Genomic DNA, 21,365 nt, shown 5'->3' with positions numbered 1-21,365 from the left:
TCCTTCCATGTATTACATCGTCCCTTTCAGTCATCGCTGAACAGGGTCAAAAGGTCGTTCAAGAATAATAGACCTTGGGCAGAAGCTTGAACCCTGGCGGCATCTTGCACAATAAGTCCCTTTTCACGCGCCCTGTCGATCTTCGGCGACAGTTCATCAAACGGACGTCCTGTGCACGCCTGCCAGGTCTCAACCGGTACGCCCTCCACCAGACGCAGTGCGTTCATGGCGAATTCCAGCGCCACCTCATCATCTGTGACACGTCGATGTCCAGCAATGAAGCCCCGGGGATCGTTCAAGCGGCGCAGATACGCCTCTGGCTGGCGGGTCTTCCAGCGCCGCTCGATGGCGAACCCGGTCGCGCCGGGTTGGCTGATCTTGGCGTGAGCCCCGGCACCGATGCCGAGATAATCCCCAAAGCGCCAGTAGTTGAGGTTATGTCTCGCGCGTCTGCCTGACTGGGCATAGGCTGAAATTTCATAGCGTTGAAAGCCAGCGGCCTCCAGGCGCTCATGACCTTCATCCTGGATATCCCAGAGCACTTCTTCCTCGGGCAGCGCCGGCGGATGAGCATGAAACTCGGTGTTGGGTTCCAGCGTCAGCTGGTACCAGGAGAGATGCTCCGGCGCCAGGGCAATGGCCTGCTCGAGATCTGCCAGAGCCAGCTGCGGCGTCTGCCCGGGCAGGCCATGCATCAGATCCAGATTGAGATTGTCAAAGCCCGCCTCACGCGCCTCGGTCACCGCGTGAAGCGCATCTTCACCGCTGTGGATGCGCCCCAAGGCCTTGAGCTGTTCCGGATGAAAGCTCTGAACACCCAGCGAAAGACGATTGATACCCGCCTCTCGGTAGGCCGCGAAGCGCCCCCTCTCGAGGGTCCCCGGATTGGCCTCGAGGGTGATTTCGATGTCAGCGGCAAAGGGCAGCCGCATGCGCGCTTCATCGAGCAGACGCTGATAAAAGTGGCCGGACATCAAGCTCGGCGTCCCTCCACCAATAAAGATACTGGTGAGCTCACGCCCCTGGGCCAGACCAGCGTCGTTGTCGAGATCGGCCAACAAGGCAGACAGGTACGCCTCTTCCGGCAACTCTGCCTGTCGGCCAACGCCGTGTGAGTTAAAGTCACAGTACGGACATTTGCGCACGCACCAGGGTACGTGCAAGTACATCGACAGTGGGGGCAGGGTAGCCATCGTCACTGCTTGGCCCGTTCGAGTTCGGCCAGCAGCTGAGACAAGGCACGACCGCGGTGGCTGAGCCGGTTCTTTTCGGCAGCGCTCAGCTCTGCCGCGGTTGCACCCTGGTCAGGAAGCCAGAACAGCGGATCATAGCCGAATCCGCCTTGCCCGCGCGGATGGGCAAGAATTTCGCCGCGCCAGTGAGACTGCACGATCAACGGCACGGGATCCTCGGGATGCTCGAGCAATACCAGTACGCACCAGTAACTGGCACCACGGCTGCCTTCAGGCACGTCGGCCAGCGCCTCAAGCAATGCATCGTTGTTGCGGCCATCATCCTTGGGCTCGCCAGCAAAGCGCGCCGAATAGATCCCCGGACGTCCGGCCAGGGCATCCACTGCCAGTCCTGAATCGTCAGCCAGGGCTGGACGGCCACTCACTCGGCTGGCTTCTCGCGCCTTGAGCAACGCGTTCTCGACAAACGTCAGCCCCGTCTCCTCGACCTCTTTCACGTCGAAATCCGATTGGGCCTGCACCTTGATACCCAAGGGGGCCAACATCTCGCCCAGCTCCCTTAGTTTGCCGGCATTGCCGCTTGCCAGCACGAGTTCTGTCAGGTGGCTCATGGTCTCGCTCATTGGTGGAAAGTATCTTGAAATCCCCGGCGATACGCCGGAATGTTTGCCTATACTCTAGCATGGGCAAGATGAGTTCCGATTCAGCACAAATACTGATACGTGAACCAGAAAAATGCCGCCATATCATGCCGTCAAAGGCGGGTAGAGCCCCTCGTCCGGTCGTTGTTTTGTTCACGGGAGCCGTTTTTTGGCAAACTTTACTGTGCAGGTGTTACAGAATCTTACAAAAGATATAAAATAGGCGCATAATGACCAACACGACTTAGTCATGCCCATCCGCCGAGGGCAGACGGCAGCGGATGCACGGAGACACGACGATGAGCCACGCCACAGGACAGATAGTGCTGGTGACTGACCACAACCCTCAGTCGCTGCTCTTTATCAATTACATCAAGGATCAGTTCCACTGCCCTGTATCCATCGCTGCACCTGCCGACACCATTGATGTCGATGACTCCCAGCCGGTGCTGGTGTTGATGGATGCCGACCATGTGGACGACACCGCCATGCAGCACTGGCAGGATGTCAGCTCTCACCATCATGGGCTGTTGCTCACTGCCTTCAACCTGCGTGATGAAGAGCATGCGCTGGAGGTGCTCTCCTTCATGCATCTACGTGGTGTCTTCTATCGTCAAGACAGCCTGGAGAGCATCTGCAAGGGGATCGCCAAGCTGTTCGAGTCCGACGACCTGTGGATGTCGCGGTCGCTGATGACCCGGCTCATCGAGTTTTCGCGACGCCAGCAGCTCAATGCCTATCGTCCTGCCTGTGGACTGACCCAGCGGGAAATGGAAATCATCGGCCTGCTGGGGTCGGGGGCATCCAACATGGAAATCGCCGAGCGTCTTTGCGTCAGCGAACACACGGTAAAGTCCCACCTCTATAACGTGTTCAAGAAGATTCGGGTCAGCAACCGCCTGCAAGCCGTCAACTGGGCTCGCCAGAACCTCGGCGCCCCGCCCCCCAGACGTAGCACTGCCATGCGCTGATCACTGCCATGCGCTGATCAAAAGAAAAACGGACGCCGGCCATTGCCGGCGTCCGTGCTCTGCACTCATGCCATAGTCAATGATGTGATCGTCAAGCCTTGGGTAGACACTCACGGCCTCTGCTGGCTCGCTACCATCGTCGCGCCGATCACTCGCTACCATCGTCGCGCCGACCACTCGCTACCATCAACGCGCCGACCACTCGCTACCACCATCGCGCCGACTAGAGGACGCGAATGTGCTCTTCAATCAGGCTTGCCAAGGTCTCTGCAGCGTTGTCTGCTGTACTATCGAGGCGCACCAGATGCAGCCTTTCCTCGTCAGTGAAGTCCTCGAACGCATCCTGCTGCGCTGCCAGCACGGCAAGACTCAGTGATTCGTCCCGTTCATTGCGAACCGCCCGCTTGCTGATACGACGTCGCAGGGTCTCGTCATCGGCTTCAAAGCTGACCAGCAGTACCGGCAGGCCTCTGGCTTCCGCCTGCCATCGCAACAGCTCACGCTGACCGCGCTCGAGGAAAGTCCCGTCGACGCACACCATATAGCCGGCATCCAGCAGGATACCCGCACAGGTCGCCAGCCGCTGATAGGTCTTGTCTGTTGCCTCTCGGGTGTAGATATCCACAGGCAGACCATCGCCCTCGGCCTGTGGACTAAAACCATGCAGCAACATGCGCTGCACGTCTGAACTCAGTCTTACCGCTCCGAGGCGACCCACCAGTGTCTTGGTGAAGCGGCTCTTGCCACTGCCGGAGACGCCTACACCGATCACCAACGGAGGGAACCGGAACTCGGCATGTCGCTCCGCCAACGTCAGATAGCGACGGAAGGCATTCATGGTCTCGGCCATCAGCGCGGGTCGCTCATGACCCGACGTGAAGCGACGTTGCAGCACACGACGCATGCCCGCCATTGCCTCGATGACCTGCAGCAGCGACAGAATCCGCGCCAGCTCGTAGTCGCCGCTGCGGCGCAGGTAACCGTCCAGAGCCTGATGCGACAGCGTCATCTCTCCGCGCAGCTCCAGCTCAACCCTGAGGCTTGCCAGATCATGGCCTGGGTCGGCCATCTCAGGATAGTCAAAGGGCTGCGGGTCCTGGGCAGCACTCTGGGCCACCACCAGGCGGCCGTTATCGCAAAGCCGTACATCGGAATACTCCATGTACCAGCGGCTCGGGCGCAAACGGTCCTGGCGAACTTCGATGATCGGGGCCAGTCGATCGAACTCCTGGTCCAGCCACACCTTGAGTGACGCCAGACGTTGCACGTCCTCGTCACCGGACAGCAGGGCCTTGCAGGCGCTGTGTTCTGCCTCGCTGCGTTGTTTCAGCACGCTTAGCGCATCGGGCAGTGCCACCTCGGGCGGCAACGGCTCGGCGTGAAACTCTGCCAGCACATCCAGCAGTTCTTCCAGGGTAAAGGGCTCCAGCGCGGTGTCCGGCGAAGCGGCGTCATTGCCAGTCATGGTCGGCTCCTTTCAGGCCTGGGTCGTCATCTGTGCAAAGGCGTGTTCTGCGGCGTCCAGAGTACGCTGAATATCTTCCGGCGTGTGAGCGCTGGACATGAAACCGGCCTCATAAGCGGAGGGCGCCAGATAGACCCCTTGATCCAGCATGGCGGCAAAGAAACGGCGGAAGGCATCCGCATCACAGGCAGTGGCCTGTGCAAAGTTCTCCACGCTGCTCTGGGCGGTGAAGAACAGGCCGAACATGCCCCCCGCACGCTGCGTGATGAGATCCACACCCGCCGCTCTTGCCCGGCTTTCCAAGCCGTTGCAGAGGGTCTCGACACGCTGTGCCAGCGCATTATGGAAACCAGGCTCACGCAATTTCTTCAGCAGGGCTACCCCCGCTGCCATCGCCAAGGGGTTACCCGCGAGGGTGCCCGCCTGGTAAACCGGCCCTAACGGAGACAGTTCGCTCATGATCTCGCGGCTGCCGCCAAAGGCGCCTACCGGCATGCCCCCACCGACGATCTTGCCCAGGCAGGTCAGGTCAGGCGTCACCCCGTAGTGGGCCTGGGCGCCCCCCAGAGCCACCCGGAACCCGGTCATCACCTCGTCAAAGATCAACACGCTCTGGTGGCGGTCACACACCTGGCGCAGTGTCTTGAGGAAGTCCGCGTTGGGCGGAATGCAGTTCATGTTGCCGGCCACCGGCTCGACAATGATGCAGGCAATCTGGCTACCGATTTCCTCGAAGCAGCGTTCCACCTCGTCGCTGTCATTGTAGGACAAGGTAATAGTGTGCTCAGCCAACGCAGCGGGTACCCCAGGGGAACTCGGCTCGCCATGGGTCAAGGCGCCGGACCCTGCCTTCACCAGCAGCGAATCACTGTGACCGTGATAGTTACCCTCAAACTTCACGATCTTGTCACGCCCGGTGTAGCCGCGAGCCAGGCGAATCGCCGACATGGTCGCCTCGGTACCGGAATTGGTCATGCGCACCATCTCGATGCTCGGGATGATCTCGCAGATCAGGTCCGCCATGGTCGTTTCGACCGCGGTGGGGGTACCGAAGGACAGCCCCTTGTCCAGACGCTCACGCACGGCGCCAAGCACATCAGGATCGGCGTGACCGGTGATCATCGGCCCCCAGGAGCCGACGTAGTCGACATAGCGCTTGCCTTCGACGTCAACGAGATAGGCGCCTTGCGCACTCTCCATGAACACTGGCGGACGATGCAGCCCCTTGAACGCGCGCACCGGTGAATTGACGCCACCGGGGATGTGCCGACAGGCCTGTTCGAAGAGCTCAGCGGATGTGGTCATGGAAACCTCTTTGCCCAAGTGTAAGTTCTGACGTCGGTGCTAGGCACCGATACGGTGAATGAAGGCCTGTGGATAACCCTGTGGAGGGCATGGGATAACCCGGTGAATGTGGCCCAAATGTCTCGCAAGTTGCCCGATTCTGTGACATATGACGCAGGCTACCCATCATACCTTGACCTCGTCTGGCGAAAAGCGTGGCGTCGGCATTTTCCACAGCCTGCGAGGCAGCGACTGGCCGTGGCCGGGATCCCAGCCGTGGGCCAGCGCCTGCCAGGCGAAGACCTGGGCCTGTTCGCAAGCCTGTACCAGAGTTTCACCTGCCGCCAGCCGCGCTGCCAAGGCGGAAGCCAAGGTGCAGCCGGACCCATGATAGCTCGCGGGTAGTCGTGGCCACGTCCACTGACGATCGCTATCGGGCGTGTGCAGGGTGTGAGACACCGTGTCGCGCGCCTTGCCGGGTTCGGGGTCATCGGTGCCGGTCACCAGCACGGCCTGACATCCCTGGTGCATCAGGCTGACACAGCGTTCCGTGTCATCCTGATAGTCGGCTCCGGCCAGCCGTGCCAGTTCACCACGGTTCGGGGTCAGGATATCGATCATCGGGAGCAATTGCTGCCGATAGGCATCGATCAACTCCTGGGTCGCCAGTGATGCTCCGCCTCCCGCTCTCAACACAGGATCTGCCACCACGGGAATTCCCGGTCGCCGCTTGATCACGTCAACCACTGCATCGAGCCCTTCCAGATCCGCAATCAAGCCAATCTTGATCGCCGCAATCGGCAGCGAGGCCAGTGCCTTGGCCGCCTCTCTGATGCCAGACGCCGGCAGCGGATGCAGCGAGTGCACATCACGCAGATCCTGTACCGTCAGTGCGGTCGGAATGGTCATCGCCCAACCGCCGCAAGCCGCCACGCTCTCGGCATCAGCGACCAGCCCAGCACCTCCGGTAGGGTCATGGCCCGACAACACCAGCACTGTCGGCAGATGGGGTGAATATTCCGCGTTCAAGCTATTCAAAAGGGTTTCACCACAGCCAGGATGATGATCGCTACCAGCGCCAGCACCGGCAGCTCATTGAAGACACGGAAAAACGTGGCACTGCGTCGGCAGCGGTCTGCTGCCAGCTGCTTCAGGTAGATCAGGCAAACATGGTGATAGGCCACCAGCGCTACCACCAATGCCAGCTTGGCATGCAGCCAGCCCTGACTCATCCAGCCAGGGTTGAGCCATACCAGCAGGGCACCAAACAACAGCACAGCCACCATGGAGGGGGTCATGATGCCGCGATACAGCTTGCGCTCCATGACCATGAAGGTGTCCATGGTTGCGTACTCACCCTTGTCTCTGGCCTGGGCGTGGTACACGTACAGGCGGGGGAGATAGAACATCGCCGCAAACCAGGTCACGATGGACATCAGGTGAAAGGCTTTTATCCACAGGTACATGTCAACTCCTCAGGCTGTGGATGAATCAGACAGGCGGTAGTACCGCTCGATGGCGTCACGGGTGATGATACCGGAAATTCGTTTCTGCTTCGGTCGATAACCATGTTCTACATAGAGTCCATCGACCTTGCTTTCGTTCAGCACGTTCAATGCTTCCGTCAGTGTTGCCTGTAGGTGGATGGGCACCAGGTCGAGTCGCTGACCGGGTATTTCCAGCAGGTCGAGCAACGCCTGCTTGTCATCGGCCTGCTCGGTTTCCGGTGGAGGCGAGCGCAGGGGGGAGCGATCCACGTTCTTGCCAGCAATGCTCTCCGCTGGCGATTCTGCCTCTATCAACGCTTCCATCATGCTGTCGTCCGGATCACTGACCTTATCCTTGGCCGCTGCCTCCCGCTCATCTTGCTCGATCAGGTAACGCGCCAGATCCGCGGCCTTGAGGGCAAGGGTCGGTTTGTCATCCGTGGATCGCTCGATAATGATCCAGACAGGCTTGGCCTCCAGCAAGGCGCGAGCTTGCCCCTCGGAGACACGCCGCTTGGTTCTCACCAGGCTGCGTTCCATGACCGCAGGCACCGACACCCGGGACAGTGCTTGCATCAACGGTTGCTGGAGCGGATGCAGGCCGTGCAGCTTGACGCTGATGAAGAAACCATCGCAACGACACAATTGCCGTGTGGTAAGGCCCGCAACGACCACTGCCAGCATGCCCGGTAGCAGGATGTGCGGAATATGGGTCAGCTCCAGCAGTGCCATCAACGCAGCGAGAGGCGCCTGCAGCACCGCTCCCATCATTGCCGCCATGCCAATCATGGCGAACAGGCCGGGATCGGCCGCCTTTTCAGGCCACAGCCAGGTCCCGGCCAGACCGAACATGGCTCCCGCTGCTGCGCCAATCACCAGCACCGGGCCAATGATGCTGACCGGCACACCGCAACCTACCGCGAACGCCGTCAGCAGCAGCTTGCCAAGCACCAGGGCCAACAGAATGTCGAGTGCCAGCCGATTGAACAGGGCATCTGACAGGCTGTCATAGCCGATGCCTTGTACCTGGGGATAGCACCAGGCCAGTAACGCCGCCAGGGCACCGACCATCGTCAACCGCCACCACAGCGGCAGGCGTGCCAGTCTCTCGGAACGGGACACGTGAATGAACAACCCCGCCAGCAATCCGATGCCAAAGGCCATGACGGCAATCCAATAAATATTGAATAGCGATCCCAGGGCCAGGTCGGGCACCGCGAAGGCGGGCTCGGCGCCATACACCAGCTGCGATACCAGAGCCCCCATGCAGGCCGCCAGGATCACCGGCATGAAGCCGACAATGGTGTACTCCATCATCACCACTTCCATGGCGAAGATCACCCCAGCGATAGGGGTATTGAAGGAAGCCGCGATACCGGCCGCGGTACCGCAGGCCACCAGCACACGCAGACTGTTGTGGGGAAGGCGCAGCAACTGGCCAAGCCCACTGGAGGCCGCGGCGCCCAGGTGAATCGCGGGCCCCTCCCTCCCGGCAGAGAGACCGCCTACCACCGTCACCACCCCGACCCACCATTGATTCAGCCAGTTGCGCAGCGGAAAGCGTCCCTGGTGATAGGTCAGGCGCTCGATGACATGGCTCACCCCAATCTTGCGGGCCGCCAACGGCTGACGCCACAACGCAAACCCGATGATGGTCACCGCCAGGATCGGGAGTACCATGCGCAGCCCGGTAGACAGCTGTTCGAAGGCCTCAGGGTCGTCATGGGGCATGACCAGCATCGCCCCCAGCATCAGTGCAAGGCGAAACACCACCATCAAACTACCGGTGATCAAGCCGGTCGCAATGCCCAGTACACACAGTTGCGGCAGGGCATCGACGCTCGCCAGCTGGCGGCGGAAGGCATCGAGACTGAGATCTGGCAGGCGCATGGCTTCCTTGTTTCCTTCCGTGAAGGCAGAGGGCGGGTCCCTGTCACACCCAAGTGGCCAAGGCTCGAGTGAAGTGACTGTCTCTTGTGTATCATAGAACGGGACCCGGCACCCAGACGGCTGGCATGACTTGGCTCTGCCCCGGGGACCTCCCGAATGCGTCGGGGCCTTGGCGCCAGGCCGGTATTGCGCCGGCAATGGGCTACTTATCGTTCAGGCAATGCGCTGATAGAGCAAAGTGCAAAGGAGCATCACGTGATCAAGGTTGGAATCGTCGGCGGTACCGGCTACACCGGTGTCGAACTGCTCAGACTGCTGGCTCGCCACCCTGGCGTCGAGGTGGATGCCATCACCTCACGCAGCGAAGCAGGTCTCGGCGTGGCCGAACTGTACCCCAACCTGCGCGGTCACTATGACGGACTGTGCTTTAGTGAACCTGACCCAGAGCGTCTCGCAGCCTGTGATGCGGTATTCTTCGCCACGCCCCACGGCGTTGCTCATGCGCTGGCGGGTGACCTTCTCGAGCGCGGCACTCGCGTTATCGACCTGTCAGCAGATTTTCGCCTGCGCGACGCTGCCGTTTGGGCCGAATGGTACGGCCAGCCTCATGGTGCTCCAGGACTGCTTGAAGAAGCCGTCTACGGCCTGCCGGAAGTCAATCGCGACCAGATCAAGCAAGCGCGGCTGATTGCTGTACCGGGTTGCTATCCTACCGCCGTACAGCTCGGCTTCCTGCCGCTGCTGGAAGCAGGGCTGATCGATCCTGAGCAGCTCATCGCCGACTGCAAGTCCGGGGTGACCGGCGCGGGCAGAGGCGCAAAGGTCCCCTCCCTGCTGGCCGAGGCGAGCGAATCCATGAAGGCCTACGGCGCTTCTGGTCATCGCCATCTACCTGAGATACGGCAGGGGCTTGGGGATGCCGCAGGCCAGGACGTTGCCCTGACCTTCGTGCCACACCTGACACCGATGATCCGTGGCATACATGCCACGCTCTACGGACAGCTCACCGGCGATCCTGGCGACCTTCAGCAGCGCTTCGAAGAGCGCTTCGCCAATGAACCCTTTGTCGATGTGATGCCTGCAGGCAGCCATCCGGAGACCCGCAGTGTCAAAGGCGCCAATCTCTGCCGTATCGCCGTCCATCGCCCTGGCAACGGCAATACGGTTGTCGTGCTCGCGGTCATCGATAACCTGGTCAAGGGGGCGTCGGGGCAGGCCATCCATGCGCTCAACCTGATGTTCGACTTTGATGAGACGGCGGGACTCGATGCCCCTGCCATCATGCCCTGACCGACGGAAATCCTGCCCCGACGGTTTTCCGGGACAGACAGGTCACAACGGGAAGATGGCGCGATAGGTCGCGAGAGACATGAGAAGGAACACGCTGTCGTGCCGTCACGCTGGCGGCGCGGCGCTACCTCCTTGGAAAAGTTGACCCTTTTACTCTGGTTTAGGGATAATACCCGGTGTTGTTCGTCTTGGGCGCCTGACGCCTGGAATGACACTCCATGTGACCTGACCCCCGGAGCTCCTAATGAGCGGTGCCGAATCCTTTGTTCCTACTCCGTTGCTGCTGTCCGACAACGCACAGCGTCGTCTCAAGGCGCTGATGGCCGAGGACGGTGCCGAAAAGATCGCCCTGCGCGTGTATGTCACAGGTGGCGGCTGTTCGGGATTTCAATACGGCTTCGACGTCGCCGACAGCTTCAACGACGACGACACCGAAATCCCTTTCGGCAGCGTTTCGCTGGTGGTTGACCCGCTGTCCTACCAATACCTGGTGGGCTCGACCATTGACTACGAAGAGGGCCTGGCCGGGGCTCGCTTTCTGGTCCAGAACCCCAACGCCACCACGACCTGTGGCTGCGGTGCATCGTTCATGGTGTAACCCGCCGCAAGCCAGACATCTGACGCAGCCCAAGGGCTGCGTCTTTCGTTGCAGGCTAGCGACTCCTTAGGTTCTCCCCAAGACTCCCTTCAGACCCGGTTCCCTCGGCCTGGTCGATCCCCGGGCATGCCCCTGGCAACACGCCCAGCGTTGGCCCAGCGGATTCTTCCCCAGCTTGACCCCCTCGCCGCAACTCGCCATGGTAGTTACGGATTTCACAATAACGTCAACTGGGGAAAACCATGAAAACCGCCCTTACCTCTGCCGCACTGGCCTCTGCCCTGATGACCTTCGGTATCATCGGTACCGCCCAGGCCGAGACCCTGAACGTGGCCACCGATCCCAGCTTCGTACCGTTCGAGATGATGGATCAGGAAACCGGCGAAATGGTCGGTTTCGATATGGATATCATCAAGGAACTGGCCGAGCGTGCCGGCTTCGACTACGAACTGCGCACCATGGACTTCAACGGCATCATCCCAGCCGTCCAGACCGGCAATGTCGACATCGCGATTGCGGGCATCACCATCACCGATGAGCGCGCTGAAATCGTCGACTTTTCCGATGCCTACTATGATTCCGGTCTCAAGATTCTGGTCAGCGCCGACGAGGAAGGCGTGGCAGAGATTGGCGACCTCGCCGGAATGCGAATCGGCACCAAGATCGGCTCTACCAGCTACGACTTCCTGCAGGAAAACCTGGGCGAAGATGCCGAGATCACGCCGTATCCGGGCACTCCTGACATGTACATGGCCTTGCTGGGAGGTAGCGTCGATGCCGCCTTCTACGATGCGCCCAATGTCGGCTACTTCTCTCAGACTCGTGGCGAAGGCAAGGTCAAGGTCGTAGGCCCGCTCTATGAAGGCCAGCAATACGGCATTGTCTTCGTCAAGGGCAGCGAGTGGGTCGAGCCGGTCAACGAGGCGCTGGCAGCCATGAAGGAAGACGGCACCTACGACGAGATTCACACCAAGTGGTTCGGCGCTCCTAGCGAGTGACATAGACCCGCTTAACGCGGTGAAAGCACTGGCCAATTGCCCGCGACGGGGCTGCCCAGCGTCTAGGCAGTAACGTGATGGCGAGAGGACAGTGCTTTCCAGGGGCCGGAGCCATACCGGCCCTTTTCGATCCTGCCCGGACGTCACTTCGAGGCGCAGTCTCGACCCTCGCGTCAAGGCAAGCGGCCTTGTCCTGATCTCATAAGCATGACGGAGACCCACTCGTGGACGTCAATTTTCAATTCGACTGGTCGGCAGCCCTGTCCTCCATTCCTCAGCTGCTGACCGGCATCCCCTACACGCTGATGATCTCCTTCGGTGGTCTCGCCATCGGTTTTATCATCGGCATCATCTTTGGTCTGTTAAGAATCTCGCGACACGCATGGCTACGCATTCCTGCGGTGGCCTATATCGAGATCTTCCGTGGCACGCCCGTGCTGGTTCAGGTCCTGTTTATCTTTTACGGCCTGCCCAGCCTGCTGGGAGGCCCCATCGATGCCATTACCGCCGGTATTGCTGCCATCGCCGTCAACTCAGGCGCCTATATCTCGGAAATCGTGCGCGGAGGCGTTCAGTCCATCGAACGCGGCCAGGGCGAAGCGGGACTGTCTCTTGGCCTGTCACAGCGCCAGACCTTCCGCTACATCATCTGGCCACAGGCATTCAGACGCATGATCCCTGCTCTCGGCAACCAAGCCATCATCAGCATCAAGGACACCTCTCTGTTCGCGGTCATCGGTGTCGGAGAACTGGTACGTCAGGGCCAGATCTATATCGCGACGACCTTCACCGCACTGGAGGTCTATTTGATGGTGGCGCTCATGTATCTCGCCATCACCCTATCCTTGTCGTTTGCCCTGCGCATGCTTGAGCGCAAGGGCCTGGTGGGTCAGTGAGGAGCCGTCATATGGAAAATCACCGTCAGTCCCAAGCTTCTCAGTCTTCTGCTTCGATGCCCCAGGGCGAGCCCATCGTCCGCATTGGCAAGTTGAACAAGCACTTTGGCTCCCTGCACGTACTCAAGAACATCGACCTTGAAGTGGCGCAGGGAGAAGTGGTCGTGATCATCGGCGCCAGTGGCTCCGGCAAGTCGACCTTGATTCGCTGCGTCAATGGCCTCGAAGAATTCCAGCAGGGCGAGCTGCGCGTCGATGGCAACGATCTCAAGCCCTATGGCAAGGCCAGTCGCGCCCTGCAGACGATCCGCACCGAAGTCGGCATGGTCTTCCAGCAATTCAATCTGTTTCCGCACCTAAGCGTCCGTGACAACGTCACTCTGGCGCCGATGAAAGTGCGCAACATGGCGCGAGATGCCGCTGAGGCGACGGCAGAGCGCTTGCTGGACAGGGTCGGGATCAAGGACCAGGCAAGCAAATATCCGACACAGCTGTCAGGCGGCCAGCAACAGCGCGTCGCTTTGGCCCGAGCACTGGCCATGGAGCCGCGCCTGATGCTCTTCGACGAGCCCACCTCTGCACTCGATCCGGAGATGATCGGTGAGGTCCTGGACGCCATGCGTGAGCTCGCCAAGGAGGGCATGACCATGATGATCGTGACCCATGAGATGGGCTTCGCTCGCGAGGTCGCCGATCGGGTCATCTACATCCACAAGGGTGAAATCGTGGAGCAAGGCAAGCCTGAAGATATCTTCGACAACCCGCAAAATGAGCGTACCCAGAGCTTCCTGTCACGGGTACTCAAGCACTGACAACGCTTCCTGAAGCACTGAAAACGCCCTGTCGATATCTCGACAGGGCGTTTTTTTGGCTGTGGACAACTTTTTTGCGCATTCGCCGCTAACCCAGTCGTGGCGCCGACTACGAGGTATCCGCTGAAATGTTCACCGTCACGAGGACAACGCTGCCTGAGCACGGTGGATAACACGTGGACCCTCACGCTTGTGGGCAACCTCGGCTTTCATCCACAGCCTAAGAACATGGCGTCAAGAGCTGGTACGCCTCTTGTCCAACAATCGATCAACATTTCAAGCTATTGTAACAATTAGGGTTTTATAGGTTTTCCACAAATTTTGTCCACACCAGTAGTTACTACCACTACAGAACTTCCTTTCTTATTCTTCTTATTTTTTTATAGGAGAAAAACCAAGTGAGGATCTGGCCGACGAGGGTGTGGAAAACCCTGACGTTTACCCACAGGAGGGTTTATACTGGCGGGCTAATTTTTGCATGACCCATCATTTCCGACGCTGGCGCGCTGCGCCGAACGAGGTGAACCTTGGAGTATCCCGACCGCTTTGACGTCATCGTCATCGGCGGTGGCCATGCTGGAACGGAAGCTGCCCTGGCCTCTGCCCGCATGGGTTGCCAGACCCTGCTGTTGACACACAACATCGAGACCCTTGGTCAAATGTCCTGCAATCCCGCTATTGGTGGGATCGGCAAGAGTCATTTGGTCAAGGAAATCGACGCTCTCGGCGGCGCCATGGGCTTGGCGACGGACCTGGGCGGTATCCAGTTCCGTGTGCTGAATGCACGCAAGGGACCCGCGGTGCGCGCCACTCGTGCTCAGGCCGATCGCGTGCGCTACAAGGCTGCGATTCGTGGAATGCTGGAAAATCAGCCGAATCTGACGCTGTTTCAGCAGGCTGCCGGTGATCTGATCGTCGAACAGGACACGGTACGTGGCGTGGTTACCGAAACCGGGCTGCGTTTCCTGTCAGACACCGTCGTGCTGTGCACCGGAACCTTCCTCGGAGGGGTCATTCACATCGGCTTGGACAACAGCCGCGGTGGCCGCGCTGGCGACCCGCCCTCCAACGCATTGGCAGAACGTCTTCGCGCTTTGCCCTTCCGGGTTGACCGACTCAAGACAGGGACACCACCGCGTATTGATGCCAAGAGCGTTGATTTCGCTCGACTCGAGGAACAGCCGGGTGATGCCCCAACGCCGGTGATGTCCTATCTCGGTTCGCGGGAGATGCATCCTCGTCAGGTCAGTTGCCACATTGCGCACACCAATGAGCGGACCCACGAGATCATCTTCAACAATCTCGATCGCTCGCCGATGTTTTCGGGAGTGATCGAGGGCGTCGGTCCTCGCTACTGCCCATCCATTGAAGACAAGGTCCACCGTTTCGCTGACAAGAACAGCCACCAGGTCTTCATTGAACCCGAAGGACTGGATACGCACGAGCTATACCCAAATGGTATTTCTACCTCGCTGCCCTTCGACGTCCAGCTCCAGGTGGTCCGTTCCATCGAGGGCCTCGAGCGTGCGCACATCACACGCCCGGGCTATGCCATCGAGTATGACTTCTTCGATCCGCGGGATCTGAAGCACTCGCTGGAAACCAAATTTATCCACAACCTGTTTTTTGCCGGCCAGATCAATGGCACCACCGGCTACGAAGAAGCCGGTGCCCAGGGGCTATTGGCAGGCTTGAACGCCGCCCGTCGGGCGAAATCCCTGGAAGCCTGGTGCCCGAGACGCGATGAAGCGTATCTGGGGGTGCTGGTGGATGACCTGATCACCATGGGCACCAAGGAGCCCTATCGCATGTTCACCTCCCGCGCCGAATACCGGCTGCTGCTGCGGGAAGACAATGCCGATATGCGATTGACCGAACACGGCCGTGAACTGGGACTGGTCGACGACGAGCGCTGGTCCCGTTTCAGCGAGAAGCGCGAGGCGGTAGAGCGGGAAAGTGCACGCTTGAAAGCCACTTGGGTTCAGCCTGGCAGCGATGCGGCGAAGTCGATCGAAAGCGTCACCGGCAAACCCCTTGGTCGCGAATACAGCCTGATGGATCTGCTCAAGCGTCCCGAGCTTGGATATGCTGATGTGGCGGGTGCCAAGGGAGATCCTGTCAGTGACGACACCGTGGCCGAACAGGTTCAGATTCAGGCCAAGTATCAAGGCTATATCGATCGTCAGCAGGACGAGATCGACAAGCTCAAGCGCCACGAATCCATGGCACTGCCGGCAGATCTCGATTACGCCCGCGTCGAAGGGTTGTCCCACGAGATTCGCCAGAAGCTGGCGGAAGCGCGGCCCGAGACCCTGGCTCAGGCCGGACGCATCAGTGGGGTGACCCCTGCTGCGGTGTCGATCCTGCTGATCCATCTCAAGAAGCGTCGGCTGCTGGATGATCAGAAAGTGGTGACAGGATGACAGCGTCCATCGATAGCGCGCTGGAGGGGCGTCTGCGCGCCCGCTTGGTCGAGGGTCTCAAGACCCTCGAGATTGCCGTCAGCCCCGGCCAGGTCGATCATCTGGTCGCCCTGGTCGTCTTGTTGCACAAGTGGAATCGGGCCTATAACCTCACCGCGGTGCGAGACCCCCTGGAGATGGTGTCCCGCCATCTGCTGGACAGCGCTGCCGTGCTGCCCTGGGTCGAGGGGCCGCGGATCCTGGATGTCGGCGCTGGGCCCGGTCTTCCGGGGCTGGTACTGGCAATACTCAGACCTGATCTGGACATCAGTCTGCTCGACAGTAACGGCAAGAAGGTTCGCTTTCAGCGCCAGGCAGTGATGGAGCTGGGGTTGACCCGAGTGACCCCGATCCAGGCCCGAGTGGAGTCCTTTGCGCCGCCAGCGGGCGGTTACGACCAATTGATCTCCCGTGCCTTCGCCAGTCTCGAGGATTTTATCGGCATGACACGCAGCCTGCTGGCGCCTGGCGGCCAGTGGCTGGCCATGAAAGGACCGGCAGTAGATGGCGAGCTTGAGCGGCTGGATGATGATATTCGCGTGTTGTCACGTCATCCGTTGAGAGTGCCGTTCGCCGATGGGGGACGAGAACTGGTTATGCTGGAACCCGACGCCGGGGATCGCTAGGCTCAACCTTGGAACGACCTGTCGGGCCCAATTTGGCTGGCCTGCCACCCGAGAATTTCCACGCAAGGATGACGTCGTGACGAAAATCATCGCCTTGACCAACCAGAAGGGTGGGGTCGGCAAGACCACCTCTGCCGTCAATCTGGCCGCCAGCCTGGCGGCGCTCGACCGCCGGGTGCTGCTGGTCGATCTTGATCCCCAGGGGCACGCCACCATGGGCAGTGGCGTTGATAAGCATAGCCTCGAAGGCAGCGTGCTGGACGTCATCCTGGGCGACAAGCGCCCCGTGGAAGTCATCCTTGACTGCCCAGAGGCGGGCTATGCGCTGCTTCCGGGCAATGGTGATCTGACCGCTGCCGAGGTTGAGCTGCTGGACCGTGGAGAAGGGCGCGAGCGTGCCCTGGGCAAGGCATTGTCCGAGGTGGCAGGCGAGTATGACGTGGTCATGATCGACTGCCCGCCGTCATTGAACATGCTGACCGTCAATGCGTTGACGGCAGCGGACGGGGTACTGATTCCGCTGCAGTGTGAGTTCTATGCTCTCGAAGGGCTGTCGGCGCTGCTGGACACGGTTGAACAGATCAAGGACAGCGTGAATCCGGGGCTCGAAATCTATGGCATCCTGCGCACCATGTTCGACGCCCGCAATAGCTTGACGCGAGACGTCAGCAAGCAGCTGCGTGACTACTTCGGTGATGCCCTGCTGAAGACGACGATACCGCGTAACGTGCGGGTTGCCGAAGCTCCCAGTCATGGCCTGCCTGTCACCAAGTATGCGCGCTTTTCAAGGGGTAGCCAGGCCCACCGGGTACTTGCCAAGGAATTGATTCGCCGGTTGTCACTGTAGCCGCGCGGCGGGACGGTCGACTTTTCAAAGCGTGCTGTGATGAGGATGAATCGATGACACGCAAACGCGCCCTGGGACGGGGTTTGGACGCGCTGATCGGGGCGGGCGCCAGACGCCGTGAAAGCCTGGATCTTCCCGAGGTCGACGCTGAATTGATGGAAGCCGAGGATGGCGGCGCCGATGCTGTGGCCCCGGCCATGGCGGAAGAACGACTTGAACGCCTGCCGCTGGGACAGCTCAGCCGAGGAAAGTATCAGCCCAGGCGCGACATTCAGCCTGAGGCGTTGGAGGAGCTGGCCGACTCGATCCGCGCCCAGGGCGTGATGCAGCCTATTGTCGTTCGCCCTATTGGCACCGATCGCTACGAGATCATTGCCGGTGAACGCCGCTGGCGTGCCTCGCAGTTGGCTGAGCTGGATGTGATTCCTGCGGTCATCCGCGACGTCTCCGACGAGGTGGCGCTGGCGCTGGCGCTGATCGAGAACATCCAGCGCGAGAACCTCAACCCGGTCGAAGAAGCGTTGGCGCTCAAGCGCCTGCTCGATGAATTCGAGTTGACCCAGCAGCAGGTGGCCGACGCCGTGGGGCGCTCCCGCGCCCAGGTCACCAACCTGTTGCGCCTGCTGACCCTGGATGGCGAAGTCCAGACCCTGCTTGAGCGCGGTGATCTTGATATGGGGCATGCCCGTGCGCTGCTGTCGCTGCCTGCGGCCAAACAACGCAAGGCGGCTCACGAAGTGGTCAACAAGGATCTGACCGTGCGTGCCACCGAAGCACTGGTGAAGCAACTGGCCAGCGGCAAGCCAAAGGCGGCCAAGGCAGCTCCACAGCAGGACGTGTCGCGTCTGGAGACGCGCCTGGCGGACCTGCTCGGTGCACCGGTCAAGATCAGTCACGGCAAGGCGGGCAAGGGCAAGGTGACGATCCAGTACTCCAGCCTGGATGAGCTGGATGGCATCCTCGAGCATATTCGCTGAAGAGAGCGGATAGGCGCGGCATAGGTGTGTGCGATTTCGCGCAGTAAACCACTTAGGTCGCTAACAACTTTAGCGACCAGTTCTCCGCATTTGGTCGTAAGCCAGCGCGAAGTGACGACAAATCGTTGCGTCTTTGGTTGAAGCCCCAAGGGGGCTTCCCTATAATCGCGCCGGAGTCTGTCGGTGGTCTGTCGCCGACAACACGATGAATATTGAATGCGCGCGATGCGGCGCGTCGGGAGAATCACTTGGCGGCCAGGATTCAACGACCCCAGGTGCAGCGTCTGCTGATGGTGCAGCTTGCCACCGTTGCGCTGATCAGCGCAGTTGCCGCTGTGACCAGCGGTGTGCCGGGGACATCCTCTGCGGCGCTGGGTGGGCTTGTGGCCTTCCTGCCCAACGTGTTCTTTGCCTGGTGTGTGTTCCGCACGCAAGGGGCGCGTCATTCAAAGATCATCGTCAACAATTTCTATCGTGCGGAAGCCGGCAAGTTCGGTTTGACGGCGGCGCTGTTCACTCTAGTGTTCATCGCAGTGCCTCCCTCAAACCCGACTTTTTTCTTTGGCGCTTATGTGGTGACGCTGTTCGTTCATTGGCTGGGGCCCTGGCTAGTGAAACGACCGTCGCACACCTGACAACGAGGCAGACATGGCAGGCACGAATCCGACCCCTACGGAATATATCCAGCACCACCTGCAGAACCTGACCTTCGGGCTGCATCCCGACAACGGCTGGTCCATCGCGCATTCCGCTCAGGAAGCGTCCGACATGGGCTTCTGGGCCGTTCACCTGGACACGCTGGGCTGGTCCGTGGGCCTGGGCCTGATCTTCCTGTGGCTGTTCAAGAAGGCCGCCAACACGGCGACCACCGGTGTGCCTGGCGCGCTGCAGAACTTTGTCGAGCTGATGGTCGAGTTCGTCGATAACTCGGTCAAGGACACCTTCCACGGCAAGAGCAAGCTGATCGCGCCGCTGGCGCTGACGATCTTCTGCTGGGTGTTCCTGATGAACCTCATGGACCTGGTGCCGGTAGACTTCCTGCCGATGCTGGCGGCCAAGATTGGCGCCATGTTCGGAGCCGATCCTGCCCACGTCTACTTCAAGGTGGTGCCGACCACTGACGTCAATGCCACCCTGGGCATGGCGCTGTCGGTGTTTGGCCTGATCATCTTCTACACCATTCGCACCAAGGGCTTCTCCGGCTTCATTGGCGAGCTGACCCTGCACCCGTTCAACTCACCGAACAAGCTGGTTCAGGCGCTGTTCATCCCGGTTAACTTCCTGCTGGAGTTCGTGACCCTGCTGGCCAAGCCGATTTCCCTGGCCCTGCGACTGTTCGGCAACCTCTACGCCGGTGAGCTGATCTTCATCCTGATCGCCATGATTGGCCTGTGGCAGCTGCCGCTGCACTTCACCTGGGCGGTGTTCCACATTCTGGTCATCACCCTGCAGGCCTTCATCTTCATGATGCTGACCATCGTCTACATGAGCATGGCGGTGGAAAAGCACTGACGGTTTCGCATTACCCCTAACCCTTAACCCTAACCCACTGATAAACCTTAGTTTCAACTAAAAACTGGAGAGACCACCATGGAAGCACAAGTTCTGGGTATGACCGCCATCGCCGTGTCCCTGCTGATCGGCCTGGGTGCCCTCGGTACCGCTATCGGCTTCGGTATCCTCGGCGGCAAGTTCCTGGAAGGCGCTGCACGTCAGCCGGAAATGGTTCCGATGCTGCAGGTCAAGATGTTCATCGTCGCCGGCCTGCTGGACGCCGTGACCATGATCGGTGTGGGTATCGCGCTGTTCTTCACCTTCGCTAACCCGTTTGTCGGTTAATGTCCGACCGCTCGTCATGAGCCGTCGAACCCTTAACCCCAAACCCGTAACGCGAGAGGTGCTGGCGTGAACCTGAACCTTACCCTAGTCGGCCAGGCTATCGCCTTTGCGTTCTTCGTCTGGTTCTGCATGAAGTTTATTTGGCCGCCGGTCATGCAAGCTCTGCAGGAACGCCAGAAGAAGATCGCCGATGGCCTGGATGCTGCCAGCCGTGCGGCGCGGGATCTCGAAGTGGCCGAGAAAGAGGCCGACGAGACTCTGCGCAAGAGCAAGCAAGAGGCGGCCGAGATCCTGGAACAGGCCCAGAAACAGGCCAACCAGAAGCTCGAACAGGCACGCGAAGACGCCCGCCTCGAAGGCGAGCGCATGATTGCCAAGGCCAAGTCTGAAATCGAGCAGGAAGTGGCACGCGCGAAAGAAGATCTGCGCGCACAAGTGTCACGCCTGGCGGTGCTGGGCGCTGAGCGAATTCTGGAGTCCTCCATCGACGAGAAGCAGCACGCTGCCATCGTCGACAAACTCGCCAAAGAGCTCTGAGGAGGTGCCCCATGGCGGAAACGTCAACTATCGCTCGCCCATACGCCAAGGCTGCCTTTGAGCACGCCGTGGCCAAGGACGCGCTCGAGGACTGGTCCGGCATGCTGGCCCGCGTCGCGCAGGTCGTCAGCGATGACGACATGCGCGGCCGAGTGCTCGGCAACCCCAAGCTGTCCAGCGCACAGAAGGCTGATGTTGTCGTCGACGTCTGTGGTGACGCCGTCAATGACGACCTCAAGAACTTCGTTCGTCTGGTCGGCCAAAAGGGTCGCCTGACGGCGCTCGGCGCCATCGCCGAGCAGTTCGAGGTGCTCAAGGCCCAGCAGGAAAAGCGGGTCGAGGTGGAGATTGTCTCTGCCTTTCCGCTGGCCGAAGCCCAGGAACAATCGCTCGCGAGTGCACTGGCCAAGCGTCTGAACCGCGAAATCTCCATTACCACTCAGGTGGACAAGACGCTCCTGGGCGGCGTGATCCTGCGTGCCGGCGACACCGTCATTGACGGTTCGGTACGCGGTCGATTGAACCGCCTCCAGGAAGCCCTTTCCGCCTGAG

General features: G+C 60.3%; 22 protein-coding genes. 15 read left to right on the top strand and 7 right to left on the bottom strand.

What is annotated here, in order from left to right:
* Positions 1–26 precede the first annotated feature (26 nt).
* Together hemW and rdgB are read right to left on the bottom strand one after the other, a co-directional pair.
* Entirely contained in the window at positions 27–1,193 is a 1,167-nt protein-coding gene (gene hemW, locus JF545_RS11175) for a radical SAM family heme chaperone HemW (protein WP_206942089.1), read from the bottom strand.
* A 2-nt stretch (positions 1,194–1,195) separates the two neighbouring features.
* The gene (gene rdgB, locus JF545_RS11170; protein ID WP_206942088.1) at positions 1,196–1,804 is read right to left on the bottom strand and encodes an RdgB/HAM1 family non-canonical purine NTP pyrophosphatase; all 609 of its coding nucleotides are present in this window, start codon (positions 1,802–1,804) and stop codon (positions 1,196–1,198) included.
* 329 nt (positions 1,805–2,133) lie between these two features.
* On the opposite strand from rdgB, the gene JF545_RS11165 reads away from it, so the two are divergent.
* Entirely contained in the window at positions 2,134–2,805 is a 672-nt protein-coding gene (locus tag JF545_RS11165) for a LuxR C-terminal-related transcriptional regulator (RefSeq protein ID WP_206942087.1), read from the top strand.
* 223 nt (positions 2,806–3,028) lie between these two features.
* On the opposite strand, the gene JF545_RS11160 is transcribed toward JF545_RS11165, so the two are convergent.
* The 5 genes from JF545_RS11160 to JF545_RS11140 form a co-directional block, all read right to left on the bottom strand.
* A complete protein-coding gene (locus JF545_RS11160) occupies positions 3,029–4,270 on the bottom strand; it encodes an AAA family ATPase (protein WP_206942086.1) in 1,242 nt (413 codons plus the stop codon).
* 12 nt (positions 4,271–4,282) lie between these two features.
* Positions 4,283–5,575 carry a glutamate-1-semialdehyde 2,1-aminomutase gene (gene hemL / locus JF545_RS11155; RefSeq protein WP_206942084.1) on the bottom strand — a complete coding sequence of 431 codons (1,293 nt, stop codon included), beginning with the start codon at positions 5,573–5,575 and terminating at the stop codon, positions 4,283–4,285.
* Between the two features lie 165 nt (positions 5,576–5,740).
* Positions 5,741–6,592 carry a bifunctional hydroxymethylpyrimidine kinase/phosphomethylpyrimidine kinase gene (gene thiD / locus JF545_RS11150; RefSeq protein WP_224907860.1) on the bottom strand — a complete coding sequence of 284 codons (852 nt, stop codon included), beginning with the start codon at positions 6,590–6,592 and terminating at the stop codon, positions 5,741–5,743.
* Positions 6,589–7,020: a protoporphyrinogen oxidase HemJ gene (gene hemJ, locus JF545_RS11145; RefSeq protein WP_206942082.1), complete on the bottom strand. Its 432-nt coding sequence runs from the start codon at positions 7,018–7,020 to the stop codon at positions 6,589–6,591. The genes thiD and hemJ overlap by 4 nt, the downstream gene beginning before the upstream one ends.
* A gap of 9 nt (positions 7,021–7,029) precedes the next feature.
* On the bottom strand, positions 7,030–8,931 hold the full coding sequence (locus JF545_RS11140) for a chloride channel protein (RefSeq protein ID WP_206942080.1): 1,902 nt from the start codon (positions 8,929–8,931) through the stop codon (positions 7,030–7,032).
* A gap of 255 nt (positions 8,932–9,186) precedes the next feature.
* On the opposite strand from JF545_RS11140, the gene argC reads away from it, so the two are divergent.
* From argC to JF545_RS11070, 14 genes are all read left to right on the top strand, one after another.
* Positions 9,187–10,221 (top strand): N-acetyl-gamma-glutamyl-phosphate reductase, encoded by a 1,035-nt coding sequence (gene argC, locus JF545_RS11135; RefSeq protein WP_206942078.1) that lies wholly within the window; start codon positions 9,187–9,189, stop codon positions 10,219–10,221.
* 244 nt (positions 10,222–10,465) lie between these two features.
* Positions 10,466–10,819, top strand: coding sequence for an iron-sulfur cluster insertion protein ErpA (gene erpA, locus JF545_RS11130; protein ID WP_206942076.1), 354 nt, complete (start codon positions 10,466–10,468; stop codon positions 10,817–10,819).
* A gap of 242 nt (positions 10,820–11,061) precedes the next feature.
* Positions 11,062–11,817 (top strand): transporter substrate-binding domain-containing protein, encoded by a 756-nt coding sequence (locus JF545_RS11125; protein ID WP_206942074.1) that lies wholly within the window; start codon positions 11,062–11,064, stop codon positions 11,815–11,817.
* 224 nt (positions 11,818–12,041) lie between these two features.
* Entirely contained in the window at positions 12,042–12,713 is a 672-nt protein-coding gene (locus JF545_RS11120; RefSeq protein WP_206942071.1) for an amino acid ABC transporter permease, read from the top strand.
* Positions 12,714–12,724: 11 nt separating this feature from the next.
* On the top strand, positions 12,725–13,525 hold the full coding sequence (locus tag JF545_RS11115; protein ID WP_277987384.1) for an amino acid ABC transporter ATP-binding protein: 801 nt from the start codon (positions 12,725–12,727) through the stop codon (positions 13,523–13,525).
* Between the two features lie 527 nt (positions 13,526–14,052).
* The gene (mnmG, locus tag JF545_RS11110) at positions 14,053–15,948 is read left to right on the top strand and encodes a tRNA uridine-5-carboxymethylaminomethyl(34) synthesis enzyme MnmG (protein WP_206942070.1); all 1,896 of its coding nucleotides are present in this window, start codon (positions 14,053–14,055) and stop codon (positions 15,946–15,948) included.
* Entirely contained in the window at positions 15,945–16,613 is a 669-nt protein-coding gene (gene rsmG, locus JF545_RS11105) for a 16S rRNA (guanine(527)-N(7))-methyltransferase RsmG (RefSeq protein ID WP_206942069.1), read from the top strand. The genes mnmG and rsmG overlap by 4 nt, the downstream gene beginning before the upstream one ends.
* Before the next feature lie 76 nt (positions 16,614–16,689).
* Positions 16,690–17,460 carry a ParA family protein gene (locus tag JF545_RS11100; RefSeq protein WP_206942068.1) on the top strand — a complete coding sequence of 257 codons (771 nt, stop codon included), beginning with the start codon at positions 16,690–16,692 and terminating at the stop codon, positions 17,458–17,460.
* Between the two features lie 53 nt (positions 17,461–17,513).
* On the top strand, positions 17,514–18,437 hold the full coding sequence (locus JF545_RS11095) for a ParB/RepB/Spo0J family partition protein (RefSeq protein WP_206942067.1): 924 nt from the start codon (positions 17,514–17,516) through the stop codon (positions 18,435–18,437).
* A 248-nt stretch (positions 18,438–18,685) separates the two neighbouring features.
* Entirely contained in the window at positions 18,686–19,072 is a 387-nt protein-coding gene (locus JF545_RS11090; protein WP_206942066.1) for a F0F1 ATP synthase subunit I, read from the top strand.
* A gap of 13 nt (positions 19,073–19,085) precedes the next feature.
* Entirely contained in the window at positions 19,086–19,949 is an 864-nt protein-coding gene (gene atpB, locus JF545_RS11085; RefSeq protein ID WP_206942065.1) for a F0F1 ATP synthase subunit A, read from the top strand.
* A gap of 78 nt (positions 19,950–20,027) precedes the next feature.
* Entirely contained in the window at positions 20,028–20,276 is a 249-nt protein-coding gene (atpE, locus tag JF545_RS11080) for a F0F1 ATP synthase subunit C (protein ID WP_045992712.1), read from the top strand.
* A gap of 66 nt (positions 20,277–20,342) precedes the next feature.
* A complete protein-coding gene (locus JF545_RS11075) occupies positions 20,343–20,813 on the top strand; it encodes a F0F1 ATP synthase subunit B (RefSeq protein WP_045992711.1) in 471 nt (156 codons plus the stop codon).
* An 11-nt stretch (positions 20,814–20,824) separates the two neighbouring features.
* Positions 20,825–21,364 (top strand): F0F1 ATP synthase subunit delta, encoded by a 540-nt coding sequence (locus tag JF545_RS11070; RefSeq protein ID WP_206942064.1) that lies wholly within the window; start codon positions 20,825–20,827, stop codon positions 21,362–21,364.
* The last annotated feature ends 1 nt before the right edge of the window (position 21,365 follow it).

The organism is Halomonas litopenaei (assembly GCF_017303055.1).
Lineage (GTDB): Bacteria > Pseudomonadota > Gammaproteobacteria > Pseudomonadales > Halomonadaceae > Halomonas > Halomonas litopenaei_A.
The sequence above is the reverse complement of the archived record's forward strand: the minus strand, read 5'-3'. Positions and strand labels throughout refer to the sequence as shown.